The sequence below is a fragment of the Streptomyces sp. NPDC051987 genome, assembly GCF_040680735.1.
Taxonomy (GTDB): Bacteria; Actinomycetota; Actinomycetes; order Streptomycetales; family Streptomycetaceae; genus Streptomyces.
The window spans coordinates 13,924-28,756 of record NZ_JBFAXI010000105.1 but is presented as its reverse complement, the minus strand read 5'-3'; the positions used below and the strand labels follow the sequence as shown (position 1 = coordinate 28,756).

Here is a 14,833-nt window from a genome sequence, read left to right as displayed (position 1 = left end):
GGCGGAGGAACCGCGCCCTGAAGGGGCGCGGGGAACTGCGCGAACAACCCCCACCGGCCCGCACCCGGCGCACGACCGCACCCCCCGTCGCTCTCACCCCGGCGCGCCCGACGAAAAACGGCGCAGCAAGGGCGACAGCACCAGGACCGACTTGGTGCGTTCCACGAACGGCTCCCCCGCGATCCGCTCCAGCACCCGCTCGAAGTGCCGCATGTCGGACGCGAAGACCTGCACGACCGCGTCGGCCTCACCGGTCACGGTGGACGCGGCGACCACCTCCTGGTACCGCTCCAGCCCCCGCTGGATGGTCTCCGGTGACGTGTTGCGCCGGCAGTAGATCTCGACGAACCCCTCGGTTTCCCAGCCGAGGGCCGCCGGATCGACCCGTACGGTGAATCCGGTGATCGCCCCGGTGGCGCGCAGCCGGTCCACGCGCCGTTTGACGGCGGGCGCGGACAGGCCGACCAGCTGCCCGATGTCCGCGTAGGAGCGGCGGGCGTCCTCGGCAAGGGCGTGCACGATGCGTTCGTCGAGATCGTTCAGCAAGGGGTCGTTCAGCTCTCAGGTGGTGCAGGACGGGACCGGCGGCAGCCGTAGTACGAAGTAGAGCACGAGCCGCCGCCCGCAACGCGCCCTCGTCGGCCGGCCTAGCTCCAGCTCGCGTGCAGCGGCTTCCCCTCCGCGTATCCCGCCGCACTCTGGATCCCCACGATCGCCTTCTCGGCGAACTCCTCCAGCGACCCCGCACCGGCATACGTGCACGACGACCGCACACCCGCGATGATCGAGTCGATCAGGTCCTCCACCCCCGGCCGCGCCGGGTCGAGGAACATCCGGGACGTGGAGATGCCCTCCTCGAAGAGCGCCTTGCGGGCCCGGTCGTAGGCCGACTCCTCCGACGTGCGGTTGCGCACCGCCCGCGCCGAGGCCATGCCGAACGACTCCTTGTACAGGCGCCCGTCGGCGTCCTGCTGAAGGTCGCCCGGGGACTCGTAGGTGCCCGCGAACCAGGACCCGATCATCACGTTGGACGCGCCGGCGGCCAGCGCCATGGCGACGTCACGTGGGTGCCGGACACCGCCGTCGGCCCACACGTGCTTGCCGTACTTCCTCGCCTCGGCGGCGCACTCCAGGACCGCCGAGAACTGCGGCCGGCCGACGCCGGTCATCATGCGGGTGGTGCACATGGCGCCCGGACCCACGCCGACCTTGATGATGTCCGCGCCGGCGTCGACGAGGTCCTTGACGCCCTCCGCCGAGACGATGTTCCCGGCCGCGATCGGGACCTGCGGGTCGAGGCCGCGGACCAGCCTGATCGCGTTGATCATCGACTCCTGGTGGCCGTGCGCGGTGTCGATGACGAGCGTGTCGACGCCCGCGTCGAGCAGCTGCTTGGCCTTGTCCGCGAAGTCCCCGTTGATCCCGACGGCCGCGGCGACGCGCAGCCTGCCGTGCGCGTCGGTCGCCGGGGTGTACAGGGTGGCGCGCAGGGCGCCCTTGCGGGTGAGGATGCCGGCCAGCTTGCCGTCCGGGTCGACGGCCGGGGCGTACCGGCGGTTGGCGGCGTCCAGCTTGTTGAAGGCCTCGCGGGGGTCGATGTCCGCGTCGAGGAGCAGCAGGTCACGGGACATGACCTCGGCGAGCTGGGTGAACCGGTCGACGCCGGTCAGGTCCCGGTCGGTGACGACGCCGACGGGGCGGCCGTCCTCGTCGACCACGACACCCGCGTTGTGCGCCCGCTTCGGCAGCAGGGCCAGCGCGTCGGCGACGGTCTGGTGCGGGGCCAGCACGATCGGGGTGTCCAGGACCAGGTGACGGCTCTTCACCCAGGTGATGACATCGGTGACCACGTCGATCGGGATGTCCTGCGGGATCACGACGAGTCCGCCGCGCCGGGCCACCGTCTCGGCCATCCGCCGGCCCGCGATCGCGGTCATGTTGGCGACGACGAGCGGGATGGTGGTGCCCGTGCCGTCCGGCGAGGCGAGGTCCACGCCCTGACGCGAGCCGACCGCGGAGCGGCTCGGCACCATGAAGACGTCGTCGTACGTCAGGTCGTACGCGGGCTGGATGTCATTGAGGAAACGCACGTGCCGCACATCCCAGTCGATCAGAGGTGACCCCCGGACCGGCCGGCCAGGGGGAAGAGCACGTACTTCATTCTCCCATGCGCCCCGGTACGTCATGCCCGGGACGAACGTCCAGGCAGGTCAGGGCCTCCTCGGAGGAACCTACAGGGAGGCGGGGAGCGCGGGCAGGTCGTCCAGGAAGTCGTCGGAGGGCACGAAGAAGAGCGTGCCGGTGAGCGGGGTGGAGAAGTCGAGGATCCGGTCGTGGGCGGCGTCCGGGGTGCCGAGGAACATGTTGCGCAGCATGTTCTCGATGACGTCAGGCCGCCGCGCGTACCCGATGAAGTAGGTGCCGAACTCGCCGCGGCCGGGGCTGCCGAACGGCATGTTGTCCCGCAGGATCTGCTGTTCCTCGCCGTCGGGCCCGGTGATCGTGTTCAGGTCCACGTGGGAGGCGGGCTCCCCGAGTTCCAGGTTGGTGCTCTTCGTACGCCCGATGATCCGCTCCTGCGTCTCGACGGGCAGCACGTTCCAGGCGTCGAGGTCGTGGACGTACTTCTGCACGACCACGTAGCTGCCGCCGGCATGGCCGGGATCCTCCGCGCCGATCAGGACGGCCCGGCGCGCGGCGGCACCGACCGGGTTCTCGGTGCCGTCGACGAAGCCCAGCAGGTCGCGGGCGTCCAGGTACTTGAAGCCCTGCACCTCGTCCTCGACGGTCACCGCGCAGCGCAGCCGGTGCATGATCTCCGCGGCGAGCCCGAAGCACAGGTCGAACCGGGTGGCCCGGATGTGCAGCAGGAGGTCACCGGGGGTGGCGACCGCGGTGTGCCGGGGGCCTTCCAGCGGCCGGAAGGGATGCAGATCCGCCGGGCGGGGGTGGTCGAAGAGGCGGTCCCAGGCGGCGGACCCGACCCCCGCCACACAGCTCAGCGCGGCTTCCGGGGCACCGAACCCGAAGCTGCGCTCCAGCGCGCGGAGGTCGCCCAGCACCTCCCGCGCCGCCTCCTCGCCGCCGGGGCGCACGGTGAGCACCAGGAAGATCGCGGCCGTGGTCAGCGGAGCGAGCACCGGCTGCGGTTCGGCTCCCGGCACGGCCTGGGGGTCAGTGGTCAACGCGTCCTCCCGATGTGATCGTGCGCGACGACATTGAGATTGCCGGATCACCCTATGAATGCCTGAGACGGCGTACGGGCCTTGCATGCCGAAACTTTTCGAAGATTCTTCGAGCCCGCGGAATAGACAGACCTGTCTATGAGGTTGACCAGGGCACGTAGACAGACAGGTCTACTCACCAAGGACCTCCGAACGACGGTCTTCGGCCCCCGGCCCCGCGAAGGATCTCCGATGAACCACCGCGCACCACACCAGCGCACCGATCGCACTGCTCGCACCGAGGCGTCACGCAAGCCGATTCCGCCGCGCGCGGCGTTCTACGTGCTCGCCTCCGTCATCGTCTCCTTCCTCGCCGCCTCCAGCGCGCCCACCCCGCTGTACGCGACCTACCAGGCCGAATGGGGCTTCACCCCGATCACCACCACGGTCGTCTTCGGCGTCTACGCCATCGCGGTCCTCTCCGGCCTGCTGGTCCTCGGCAAGCTGTCCGACCACGTCGGCCGCCGTCCGGTCCTGATCGCCGCGATCGTCGCCCAGGCCGCCGCGATGCTGCTGTTCTCCACCGCCGGGGGCGTCGGTGAACTGCTCGCCGCCCGTGTCGTCCAGGGTCTGTCCACCGGCGCCGCACTCGGTGCGATAGGTGCCGGGATGATGGACATCAACCGCGCCCGCGGCACGCTCGCGAACGCCTTCGTCCCCGGTCTCGGCACCGCGACGGGCGCCCTGGTCAGCGGATTCGTCGTGCAGTACCTGCCCGCCCCGACCCATGCGATCTACCTCGGCCTGCTGGCCGTCTTCGTGGCCCAGGCCGTCGCCGTCGCCCTGATCGACGAGACCGTCACCAAGAAGCCGGGTGCCCTGGCGAGCCTGGTGCCCGAGATCAGGCTCCCCCGCACGGTCCGCGGCGCCGTCCTGGCGACGGCCCCCGTCATGTTCGCCGTCTGGGCGCTGGCCGGGTTCTACGGCTCCCTCGGTCCGGCCCTGGTCCGTACCCTGGTCGGCTCCACCTCCGCCGTCTACGGCGGCCTCGGCCTGTTCGTCCTGGCGTTCGTGGCGGCAGGCTCGGCCCTCGCGCTGCGCGGGGCCTCGGCGAACACCGTGATGTACACCGGCATCGCCGCTCTCGTCACCGGGGTGGCGCTCACCCTGGCCGCCGTCGACCAGCGCATGCCCGCACTGTTCTTCGCCGGCACGGCCGTGGCCGGCGTCGGCTTCGGCAGCGGCTTCCAGGGCGGCATCCGCACCGTGGTGCCGCTGGCCAGGCCGCACGAGAGCTCGGGCGTGCTGTCCCTGCTGTTCGTCGTCTCCTACCTCGGCATGGGCGTCCCCTCCGTGCTCGCCGGTGTGCTGGTGGTGCACGGCGGCGGACTGGTGCCCACCTCGGAGGAGTACGGCGCCGTGGTGATCGCCCTGGCGCTGCTGGCCCTGGCCGCCCTGCTGCTGCGCGGCGCCCCGCAGTCGGCACCCGGTGTGCAGGTGGCGTCCGGCGGCCCGCGGCCGGTGCCGGTCCGGGCGGACCGGCCCGAGCACGTCACGCGGGCGCGCTGAGCGGGTGGAGCCGACTGAGTAGACCGGTCTGCTCAGCCGTAGACTGGAGGTGTCGGGAAGGTGAGTGGCATGACGAAGACGTTGACCGCCGCCAAGGCCCCCACGGCCCGGGAGCGGCTGCTCGCGGCGGCGAACGAGCTGTTCTACGCGGAGGGCGTGCAGACGGTCGGGATCGACCGCATCATCGAGCGCGCCGGGGTCGCCAAGGCCTCGCTCTACAACACCTTCGGCGGCAAGGAACAGCTCATCCGCGCCTACCTCGACTCCCGGCACGCCCGGCTGACCGAGCGGCTGCTGCGCGCTGTCGCGAACGCCGGCACTCCTCGGGACCGGCTGCTGGCCGTCTTCGACGCGCAGGCCGAGCTCTTCGCCGAGCAGAACTACCACGGGTGCGCCTTCGTTGCGGCCAGCGCGGAGGCCAAGCACGGCAGCGCCATCGAGGAGGCGTCCGACGCCTACCGGGCCTGGGTCCGGGCCCTCTTCGCCGACCTCGCCCGGGACGCCGGCGCCCCGGATCCCGAGGGCCTCGCCCGGCGGCTGCACCTGCTGTACGACGGGGGAGCGGTCTCCGCGCGGATGGACCGTGACCCGTCGGTGGGCGCGGTCGTCCGAGAGGCGGCCGCCACCCTGATCGACGCGACGCTCCCGTCCGGAGCAGCGCGACCAGTCAGACCCGCCGACCACTGAACGACGCGCCCGCCACGGCCGCCAAGGCCTGAGCGGCGCTCCCCCCCGCCCGGCGCTGGTTGGCGCGCCCGCCGAGTCCGCCAGGTCGTGAGCGACGCTTCCCATCAGACCCGCCGAGCACTGCACGGCGCGCCCGCCACGGCCGCCAAGGCCTGAGCGGCGCTTCCAGGTACGGCGGGTGGGTGCTTGAGCGCACTTTCCGCACGGTCCGCTCGTCGCCGCGGCAGCGTTGTCACCCGGGCTGCCGCGGCGCCGCCGTGTTCGCCGGGTTCGCCGGGTTCGCCGGGTTCGCGGTCAGGGTCCGTCCGGGTCCGCGCGGTTCAGCGCGGGCTTGGGGGTGGTGCCCGCCGTCATCAGGTAGTCCGCGGCCGAGGTGTCGGTGACGAGGCTGGTGACCAGCCCCGACCGCAGCACCGCGTCGATCGCGGCCGCCTTGCGCTGGCCGCCCGCGATCGCGACGACCTCGGGGATACGTCGCAACTGGTCGGCCTTGACCGTGATGCACCGCTCCCCCAGGTCCCGTCCGACCCGGCGGCCCTCCGCGTCGAAGAGGTGCGCGGCCATCTCGGCGGCGACGCCCAGCGTGGCGTAGTGCGCGCGCTCCTCGTCGCTCAGCATGTCGTGCACCGTGGAGATACCACGTTCCCAGGAGCCGATGGAGACACAGGCGACCGTGACCTTGTCGAAGTACTCGAAGGCGCGAGCGATCCCGGTCTGGTTGCGCAGCGCGGCCGCGGTGGCCGCGTCCGGCAGCAGCATCGGCGCGTAGATGGGGTGCGCGTCGCCGCCGGACACCTGAGCGGCGCGCCGGACGGCCTCGACCGAGCCGCGCTCGGAGGTCCCGGCGTCGTACACGCCGGTCAGCTGCACCACCGTGCAGGGCGGCAGCCGGTCGAGCGCGGCCGCCATGTGGATGGTGGACCGGCCCCAGGCGAGGCCGAGCACGTCTCCCTCGTTGACGAGTTCGCCGAGCAGGTCGGCGGCGACCTCACCCAGGTTCTCCGGGTCGGGGGTCTCCTCCGCCTCGGCCGGGGACTCGACCACGACGGCATGCCGCAGGCCGTACCGGGCACGGAGCGCGTCGGAGCGCTCGGCGTCCAGTTCGGCCGGTACGCGGATCTCGATGCGTACGAGATCCCTTTCGAGGGCAGTCTCCAGTACCCGGGCCACTTTGAAGCGGCTGACGCCGAACTCCTCAGCGATCTGGATCTTGGACTTGCCTTCGAGGTAGAAGCGGCGGGCCATGGCCGCCGCCTGCACCAGCTCTGCGGGTCCCATCCGCACGGCTGACCGGCCCGCCGACATACCCGACACGGCCATCTCCTCACTGCTGTTCACACTCTGGATACGCCGTTCATCCTTGCAGATCCGGCGCACTTGATCAGCCCTGATCGGAGCCGTTCACGTTCCCGTACCTCAGTGGTCGCACGCCCATGACGCCTGGGCGGTGGCCGTCTCCGCCTGGGTGCGTAGTGCACGTACCGCCTCTGCCGGGTCGTTTGCCCCGTACACCGCGGAACCTGCCACGAAAACGTCGGCTCCGGCGTCCGCGCACCGCTCGATCGTCTCGGCGGAAACTCCTCCGTCGACCTGGAGCCACAGCTCCAGTCCGTGCTTGCTGATCAACTCCCGGGTCCGGCGGATCTTGGGCAGCATGATGTCGAGGAACGCCTGACCGCCGAAGCCCGGCTCCACCGTCATGACCAGCAGCATGTCCAGCTCGGGGAGCAGGTCCTCGTACGGCTCGATGGGCGTCGCGGGCTTGAGCGCCATGGAGGCGCGGGCCCCCTTCGCCCGGATCTCCCGAGCGAGCCGTACCGGGGCGGCCGCCGCCTCCACGTGGAAGGTGACGGAGGACGCCCCCGCTTCGACGTACTGCGGCGCCCACCGATCAGGGGCCTCGATCATCAGGTGGCAGTCCAGCGGGGTGTCCGTAGCACGGGCCAGGGACTCTACGACCGGCACACCGAGCGTGAGGTTCGGGACGAAGTGGTTGTCCATGACGTCGACGTGGAGCCAGTCGGCGCCTTCGACCGCCTTGGCCTCGTCCGCGAGGCGGGCGAAGTCGGCGGACAGGATACTGGGGTTGATCTGCACGGCCATGCCCCAAGCGTGCCATGCCCTGGCGGGGTGGGCCGAATGGGGTTGAGGGTGGGTGCGGGCAGGCGTCGGCCGCGGGCCGGTGGGGGTCGGTCGCGCAGTTCCCCGCGCCCCTTTTTTCCCGCGCCTCTTTTATCGAGCCGCGGGCAGCCGTGCCGCCCCCGCCCCCGGCCTCAGCCGGTCCGGCGGATCAGTGCCAGGTACATCGCGTCGGTACCGTGCAGATGCGGCCACAGCTGCACGTCGGGCCCCTCGCCCAGGTCCGGCACCCCCGGCAGCAGCGGACGCGCGTCCACCAGCTCCGTGTCCGGACGCTGCTTGAGAACGTCCTGCACGACCGCGCGCGTCTCGGCGAGGTGCGGGGAACAGGTCGCGTACCCGACCACCCCGCCCACCCGCACCGAGTCGATCGCGGTCCGCAACAGCGCACGCTGCAGGGGGCCGAAGTTGTCGAGGTCCTCGGGCCGACGCCGCCACCGCGCCTCCGGCCGGCGCCGCAGCGCGCCCAGGCCCGTGCACGGGACGTCCATCAGGACCCGGTCGAAGCTGCCGGGACGCCACGGCGGCCGGGTGCCGTCGGCGGCGATCACCTGGTACGGCCCGGGGTTGCCGTGCAGCGCCTTCTCCACGAGCCCGGCCCGGTGCGGCTGCTTCTCGGAGGCCAGCAGCACGGCCCCCCGCTCGGCGGCGAGCGCGGCGAGCAGCGCGGCCTTGCCGCCGGGCCCGGCGCAGCCGTCCAGCCACTTCTCGTCCGGGCCCTCGACCAGCACGTTGGCGAGCGCGAGCGCGACCAGCTGGCTGCCCTCGTCCTGCACGCCGGCCCGGCCCTCCTGCACGGCCGTGATGGCGCCGGGCTCCCCGCCCTCGGTGAGCCGCACGGCGTAGGGCGACCAGTGCCCCGGTACGGCGGCCTCCTCGCCGAGCAGTTCCTCGATGGTGGCCCGCCCCGGCCGGGCGACCAGCGTCACCTCGGGCCGTTCGTTGTCGGCGGCCAGCAGCTCCTCGATGCCCGCGCGACCGCCCCCCAGCGAATCCCACAGGGCGGAGACGACCCACCGCGGATGCGAGTGCACCACGGCCAGATGGTCCTCGGGGTCCTGGTCGTAGGGGGGCGCGACCTTGGCGAGCCAGCCGTCCAGATCGTCCTGCGCGACCTTGCGGAGCACGGCATTGACGAACTTGGCCCGCCCGTCGCCCAGCACCACCCGGGCCAGCTCCACGGAGGCGGAGACGGCGGCGTGACTGGGGATCCGCGTCCCCAGCAGTTGGTGCACACCGAGACTGAGCACGTCCAGGACCGGCGGGTCCACCTCGCGCAGCGGCCGGTCGACGCACTCGGCGATGATCGCGTCGTACGTCCCCTGCCGGCGCAGCGTCCCGTACACCAGCTCCGTCGCGAGCGCGGCGTCCCGGCCGTCGAACTTTTCGGGTCCCTCCTTCTCCCGGGCCTTGCGCAGCAGCGGCGGCAGCACGAGGTTGGCGTACGCGTCCCGCTCGTCCACGGCGCGCAGCGCCTCGAAGGCGAGGATGCGGACGGGGTCCTTCTGGGGACGACGGTAGGGCTTGGCGGGCCTGCGCGGCCGCCGGGACTGCTCGCTCACGAAAAAGGTGCTCCGGTCATGGGAATGAGGCACCTCCCAGCGTACGCCGGGTACGCCCGAAAGCCGCCGCCGGGAAAGGGGGCTCAGCCGCCCAGCGTCTCCCCGGCACCGATGCGCACGCCGCGCGCCCAGTCGGCGGCCCGCATCGGCTTCTTGCCCTGGGCCTGCACCCAGAGCAGTTCCACCGCGTACGAACCCGTACCCACGTGCACGCTGTTCTTCCCGACGGCGATCTGCGCCGGGGCGAGCTCGGTCCGCTCGGGGAGCGGCGTGACCTGGATCAGTTTGAGCCGCTCACCGCGGAAGGTGGTCCAGGCGCCGGGTGCCGGGGTGCACCCCCGCACCACCCGGTCGACCCGCAGCGCGGGCGCCGACCAGTCCACCTTCGCGTCCTCCACGGTGATCTTCGGCGCGAGGGTGATGCCCTCCCCCGGCTGCGGTACGGCCTTCAACGTGCCGTCCTCGATACCGTCCATGGTCGCGGCGAGCAGCCCCGCCCCCGCGAAGGCGAGGCGGGTCAGCAGGTCACCGCTGGTGTCGGTGGGCCGGATCTCCTCGGTGACGGTCCCGTAGACGGGCCCGGAGTCCAGCCCCTCCTCGATGAGGAACGTGGAAGCGCCCGTGATCTCGTCCCCCGCCATGATGGAGTGCTGGACGGGAGCGGCCCCGCGCCAGGCAGGAAGCAGCGAGAAGTGCAGGTTGACCCAGCCGTGGGCGGGCACGTCGAGCGCGACCCGCGGCAGCAGTGCGCCGTACGCCACCACCGGACAGCAGTCCGGCCCGATCTCCGCCAGCCGCTCCAGGAACTCCGGATCACGGGGCTTGACCGGCCGCAGCACCTCGATCCCGGCCTCCATCGCCCGCTCGGCCACCGGTGAGGCGACCAGCCTGCGGCCCCGCCCGGCCGGCGCGTCGGGCCGCGTGACCACGGCGGCCACCTCGTGCCGTCCGGAGGAGATGAGAGCGTCCAGAGCGGGAACGGCGACTTCGGGGGTACCGGCGAAGACAAGCTTCATGGGCGACTGCGACCCTCTCCAACGACATCGACACGGCCAGCAAGCAAGTCTATGCCGCACCGATCAACCACCCCACGAACCACGACCACCTGCCGACCGGGAGGGACGGTGCGCGGGTGGGAGGACTTCCCGGGGTGCAACCTCCGCCGCAGGGCGTACGCATATGCCCATACGCCCCCACACCGTGACCAGCGGAGCGCCCACGCGTTGGTCAAGAGAGAGTTGACCACAACGGGCCGCACACGCGGCCCATTCCTTTCAACGCCGGTTCGAGAGGCTTGTTCATGGCCGACCACGCAACCCACGACGCCCAGGCCCGGGCCAGCCTGCACTTGCTGGTGCGGGACATCGAGCGGGTTCGCCGCCAGGTGGACGCACTACGCACGCTCACCGCCCAGTTGGGCAACGTCTACCGCCCGCGCCGCTCCGGCCCGTCCACGGGCTTCGTCGTCTACGGACGCGCCCCCGCCCCGACGGTCCGTCTCGCCCAGGAACTCCGGGACAGTGTCGAAACCCTGGTCACGGCCGCCGTGGACTTCGACCGCTCACTCGGCTTCTCGTGGGACGCCGTGGGCTCCGCACTCGGAGTCACCAAGCAGGCGGTGCACCGCCGTTACGGCGCCCGCCGCGCCACGGCCCAGGCGGCCGCCGCCGAGCCCGACCGGTCCACGGAAGCATCGGGCACCCGCACGATCAACGTGGGCGGCGGCCTGCCCACCGTGCCGACGGTGCCGGCCGCCCGCTCCATGCCGACCCAGCCGACCGCCGGCAGCCCCACCCTCCGCGACGAGGCCAGGCCGACCGCCTTCCCCGGCCCCCGCAACGGCTGACGTCCGCAACGGCCGACGTCCGCAACGGCCGACGTCCGCAACGGCCGACGTCCGCAACGGCCGACGTCCGCAACGGCTGACGTCCGCAACGGCTGACGTCCGCAACGGCCGACGTCCGCAACGGCCGCCGCACGCCGGCGCCGACCCACGCCATGGCCGACCGAACCCACGGCTGCTCCCAGGGCTGATCCGCCCGCCCCTGCCCTCCCGGCAAGCATCCGGGAGGGCAGCCGTCCGCCGGCTCAGCCGATGTCCGGCGGATCGATCCGCACCCGCACCGCGTCCCCGCCTCCCGCACCGCCGCTCCCGCTCCCCCGCGCCATCCGCGCGGCCTGAGCCGACTTCAGCGCGGCGGCGAGCGCGGCCCCGCTCCCCGGCGGCACCCGTACCAGCGCCCGCTCCCAGTGCTCCCCCGGGGGCGGTGCCCCTGGCCGCCGAGGCGCCCCGGCCCGCACCACGGGCACCGGTACCGGCCCCAACACCTCCGCGTCGGCGGGAAGTTCGGCCGCACCGAGGAAGTCGGCCAGCGCCTCCGCCGTGCCCGAGACCGCCGCCATCCGCGACACCGGCGGAAACCCGAGCTCCGCCCGCTCGGCCAGCTCCCGCACCGCGTGCCCGACCGGATCCCACCGCACCAGCGCCTGCACGGGCCGCAGCGTGGGCTCCGCGACGACGACCACGGTCCCCCCGTCCCCCTGCGGCCGCACCAGCGCCCCGGCGGCGATCCACCGGCGCAGCGCGTCCTCACCGGCTCGCAGATCCGGGCGTCCGAGCATGGCCCACCCGTCCAGCAGCAGGGCCGCCGCGTACCCGCCCTCGGCGACCGGTTCGGCCCCAGGTGTACTCACGACCAGCGCGGGCGTCCCCGGCACGGTGTCCAGCACCTGCTCACGGCCGGAGGTCCGCACGGGTACGGCGGGAAAGGCCCGCCCCAGCTCCTCGGCGGTCCGCCGGGCCCCGACCACCTGGGCCCGCAACCGGAAACCACCGCACTCGGCGCAGTGCCAGTCGCTCTCGGGCCGCCCGCACCACCCGCATGCCAGCGCCCCGGCGCCCCCCGCCTCCAAGGGTCCGGCGCAGTGCCGGCAGCGCGCCGGTGCCCGGCACTGGGCGCAGGCCATCCGGGGCACATACCCGCGCCGGGGCACCTGCACCAGCACCGGCCCGTGCCGCAGCCCGTCCCGGACCGCCTGCCAGGCGAGCGTCGGCAGCCGCGCGGCCCGCGCCGCCTCGTCCCGCGCGAGGTCCGTGTCCCCGACCGTGCGCACCAGGGGCGCGGCCCGCCGCACCTCTTCCCGACCGGCCACCAGGGGCCGTGCCCAGCCGTTCTCCACGAGCTGCGCGGCCTCCACCGTGCAACTCCAACTCCCGAGGAGGAAACCGCATTTGTCCAGCGCCGCACGCAACAGCAGCACGTCCCGCGCATGCGGCTGCGGTGCGTGCTGCTCACTGTGGCTGTCGTCCCCGTCGTCCCAGATCACCACGAGCCCGAGATCCCGCACGGGCGCGAACATGGCCGCCCGGGTCCCCACCACCGCCCGCACCGAACCGCGGCTGACGGCGAGCCACCGCGCGTACCGCTTCTCGGGCCCGGCGTCGGCGGTGAGCAGCGCGTGCCGTCCCTCCCCCAGCACCTCGGTCAGCGCGGCATCGACCCGCGCGGCGGCCCGCCCGTCCGGTACGACGACGAGCGCGCCGCGTCCCGAGGCGAGCGTGGCGGCGACGGCGCGGGCGATCTCCTCGCTCCACCCGGGCCCCGGCAGGGCGTTCCACACCGCACGCGGCGCGCCACCGGAGGCCAGCGCCTCGACGAAGGCGGCCCCCTGCTCGTACCGCGACCAGCTTCCGGCGCCCGGCACGGGCGGGGGCGGCAGGGGCTCGGGGGACGGCCGTCTCTCGGCTCGCGCGCTGCGCGGCGGCACGGCCAGCTGCAGCACGTCTGCGAGGCTGCCCGCGTACCGGTCGGCGACTGCCCGTGCGAGCCGCAGGAGCTCCTCGCTGAGCACCGGCTCGGGCGACACGACCTGGGCCAGCGCGGCCAGCGGCCCCGAGTAGTCGGACTCGGCGAGCCGCTCGACGAGGAAGCCGTCGATGAGCCCCCCGCCCTCGCGGCGCCCGTCCCGCACCCGGTGCCGGCCGGCCCCGAACCGCACCCGGACCCGCACCCCCGGCTGTGCGTCGGCGTCCAGCTCGGCGGGGACGGCGTAGTCGAAGTACCGGTCGAGATGGAGCACGCCCTTGTCCACCAGCACCCGCGCGACCGGCAACCGCTCGGCCAGGGCGGCCCCCCGCCAGGTCCGCGGCTTGGCCCGGGGCACCTTGGCCCCGCGCACGCTCTCCCGAATGAGCGCGAGCTGCTCCGGCGGCGCCCCTCCGGCACCCCCGCCCCCCTGGCCGTTCTCGCTGCTCACCCTTGCATTCTTACCAAACGCCACTGACAACGGGACCGCGCACCGGACCGCGCACCGGGCCGGGGCGGGACCACCGGCTCGTGGCCGGCGGCGGCTTCCGCGGGCCGGGACGCGACGAGGCCCGGCTCCCCTGCGGGGAGACCGGGCCGTCGTCAGGTGGTTCCGGGACTACAGGCCGACAGCCTTGCGCAGCGCCTCCACCCGGTCCGTCCGCTCCCAGGTGAAGTCGGGCAGCTCGCGGCCGAAGTGGCCGTACGCGGCGGTCTGGGCGTAGATCGGACGGAGCAGGTCGAGGTCGCGGATGATGGCGGCCGGACGGAGGTCGAAGACCTCGTCGATGGCCTTCTCGATCTTCTCGTGGTCGACCTTGGCGGTGCCGAAGGTCTCCACGAAGAGGCCGACGGGCTCGGCCTTGCCGATCGCGTAGGCGACCTGGACCTCGCAGCGGGCGGCCAGGCCGGCCGCGACGACGTTCTTGGCGACCCAGCGCATGGCGTAGGCGGCCGAGCGGTCGACCTTGGACGGGTCCTTGCCGGAGAACGCGCCGCCACCGTGACGGGCCATACCGCCGTAGGTGTCGATGATGATCTTGCGGCCGGTCAGACCGGCGTCACCCATCGGGCCGCCGATCTCGAAGCGGCCGGTCGGGTTGACCAGCAGCCGGTAGTTCTCGGTGTCGAGCTTGATGCCGTCCTCCAGCAGCGCCTTCAGCTCCGGCTCCACCACGAACTCGCGGATGTCGGGCGCGAGCAGCGACTCCAGGTCGATGTCCGAGGCGTGCTGGCTGGAGACCACGACCGTGTCGAGGCGGACGGCCTTGTCGCCGTCGTACTCGATGGTGACCTGGGTCTTGCCGTCGGGGCGCAGGTAGGGGATGGTGCCGTTCTTGCGGACCTCGGAGAGGCGCTTGGACAGGCGGTGCGCCAGGAAGATCGGGAGCGGCATCAGCGTCGGCGTCTCGTCCGTCGCGTAGCCGAACATCAGGCCCTGGTCGCCGGCGCCCTGCCGGTCGAGCTCGTCCTCGTCGCCCTCGACCCGGTTCTCGTACGCCGTGTCCACGCCCTGGGCGATGTCCGGGGACTGCGCACCGATCGAGACCGACACGCCGCAGGAGGCTCCGTCGAAGCCCTTCTTCGAGGAGTCGTAGCCGATCTCGAGGATCTTGTTGCGGACCAGCGTCGCGATGTCCGCGTACGTCTTGGTCGTGACCTCGCCGGCCACGTGCACCAGGCCGGTGGTGATCAGCGTCTCGACGGCGACCCGGGAGGTCGGGTCCTCGCGCAGAAGCGCGTCGAGAATGGTGTCGCTGATCTGGTCAGCGATCTTGTCGGGGTGGCCCTCGGTCACGGACTCCGAGGTGAACAGGCGACGGGACACAACGCTCCCTGGGGTTGCAGCGGCTGCTGGCTGATCATTGGCGGACGACGCGGGGGCTGCACCCGGGCATCGTCCGAG

At 72.8% G+C, this 14,833-nt stretch carries 12 protein-coding genes; 3 read left to right on the top strand and 9 right to left on the bottom strand.

Annotated elements, in window-relative coordinates; genetic code table 11:
* Positions 1-93 precede the first annotated feature (93 nt).
* The 3 genes from AB0M11_RS35405 to AB0M11_RS35395 all read right to left on the bottom strand — a co-directional run bounded on the left by AB0M11_RS35405 (position 94) and on the right by AB0M11_RS35395 (position 3,185).
* Positions 94-546 carry an Lrp/AsnC family transcriptional regulator gene (locus AB0M11_RS35405; protein ID WP_046726552.1) on the bottom strand — a complete coding sequence of 151 codons (453 nt, stop codon included), beginning with the start codon at positions 544-546 and terminating at the stop codon, positions 94-96.
* Between the two features lie 101 nt (positions 547-647).
* Positions 648-2,090, bottom strand: a complete 1,443-nt coding sequence (locus tag AB0M11_RS35400) for a GuaB1 family IMP dehydrogenase-related protein (protein WP_365712257.1) — start codon at positions 2,088-2,090, stop codon at positions 648-650.
* A gap of 141 nt (positions 2,091-2,231) precedes the next feature.
* A complete protein-coding gene (locus AB0M11_RS35395) occupies positions 2,232-3,185 on the bottom strand; it encodes a Dyp-type peroxidase (protein ID WP_365712255.1) in 954 nt (317 codons plus the stop codon).
* A 231-nt stretch (positions 3,186-3,416) separates the two neighbouring features.
* Between AB0M11_RS35395 and AB0M11_RS35390 the strand changes: the two genes are divergently transcribed.
* Positions 3,417-4,733 (top strand): MFS transporter, encoded by a 1,317-nt coding sequence (locus AB0M11_RS35390; protein WP_365712254.1) that lies wholly within the window; start codon positions 3,417-3,419, stop codon positions 4,731-4,733.
* 69 nt (positions 4,734-4,802) lie between these two features.
* Positions 4,803-5,420, top strand: coding sequence for a TetR/AcrR family transcriptional regulator (locus AB0M11_RS35385; protein ID WP_365712253.1), 618 nt, complete (start codon positions 4,803-4,805; stop codon positions 5,418-5,420).
* 294 nt (positions 5,421-5,714) lie between these two features.
* Here the strand turns inward: AB0M11_RS35385 and AB0M11_RS35380 are convergent, their stop codons facing one another.
* The 4 genes from AB0M11_RS35380 to fmt form a co-directional block, all read right to left on the bottom strand.
* Positions 5,715-6,758, bottom strand: a complete 1,044-nt coding sequence (locus AB0M11_RS35380) for a sugar-binding domain-containing protein (RefSeq protein WP_365712252.1) — start codon at positions 6,756-6,758, stop codon at positions 5,715-5,717.
* A 78-nt stretch (positions 6,759-6,836) separates the two neighbouring features.
* Positions 6,837-7,523: a ribulose-phosphate 3-epimerase gene (rpe, locus tag AB0M11_RS35375; RefSeq protein ID WP_365712251.1), complete on the bottom strand. Its 687-nt coding sequence runs from the start codon at positions 7,521-7,523 to the stop codon at positions 6,837-6,839.
* A 170-nt stretch (positions 7,524-7,693) separates the two neighbouring features.
* On the bottom strand, positions 7,694-9,121 hold the full coding sequence (locus tag AB0M11_RS35370; RefSeq protein WP_365712250.1) for a transcription antitermination factor NusB: 1,428 nt from the start codon (positions 9,119-9,121) through the stop codon (positions 7,694-7,696).
* An 83-nt stretch (positions 9,122-9,204) separates the two neighbouring features.
* Positions 9,205-10,137: a methionyl-tRNA formyltransferase gene (gene fmt / locus AB0M11_RS35365; protein ID WP_365712249.1), complete on the bottom strand. Its 933-nt coding sequence runs from the start codon at positions 10,135-10,137 to the stop codon at positions 9,205-9,207.
* Between the two features lie 284 nt (positions 10,138-10,421).
* On the opposite strand from fmt, the gene AB0M11_RS35360 reads away from it, so the two are divergent.
* Positions 10,422-10,967, top strand: a complete 546-nt coding sequence (locus tag AB0M11_RS35360; protein ID WP_365712248.1) for a hypothetical protein — start codon at positions 10,422-10,424, stop codon at positions 10,965-10,967.
* Between the two features lie 242 nt (positions 10,968-11,209).
* On the opposite strand, the gene AB0M11_RS35355 is transcribed toward AB0M11_RS35360, so the two are convergent.
* Both AB0M11_RS35355 and metK read right to left on the bottom strand, forming a co-directional pair.
* Positions 11,210-13,378: a primosomal protein N' gene (locus AB0M11_RS35355; protein ID WP_365712247.1), complete on the bottom strand. Its 2,169-nt coding sequence runs from the start codon at positions 13,376-13,378 to the stop codon at positions 11,210-11,212.
* Between the two features lie 168 nt (positions 13,379-13,546).
* Positions 13,547-14,755 carry a methionine adenosyltransferase gene (gene metK, locus AB0M11_RS35350; protein ID WP_365712246.1) on the bottom strand — a complete coding sequence of 403 codons (1,209 nt, stop codon included), beginning with the start codon at positions 14,753-14,755 and terminating at the stop codon, positions 13,547-13,549.
* Between the last annotated feature and the right edge of the window lie 78 nt (positions 14,756-14,833).

Bases quoted from the DNA above. Each gene is read 5' to 3' on its own strand.
- AB0M11_RS35390 (WP_365712254.1), top strand. From the start codon at position 3,417: ATGAACCACCGCGCACCACACCAGCGCACCGATCGCACTGCTCGCACC.
- AB0M11_RS35385 (WP_365712253.1), top strand. From the start codon at position 4,803: ATGACGAAGACGTTGACCGCCGCCAAGGCCCCCACGGCCCGGGAGCGG.
- rpe (WP_365712251.1), bottom strand. From the start codon at position 7,523: ATGGCCGTGCAGATCAACCCCAGTATCCTGTCCGCCGACTTCGCCCGC.
- fmt (WP_365712249.1), bottom strand. From the start codon at position 10,137: ATGAAGCTTGTCTTCGCCGGTACCCCCGAAGTCGCCGTTCCCGCTCTG.
- AB0M11_RS35360 (WP_365712248.1), top strand. From the start codon at position 10,422: ATGGCCGACCACGCAACCCACGACGCCCAGGCCCGGGCCAGCCTGCAC.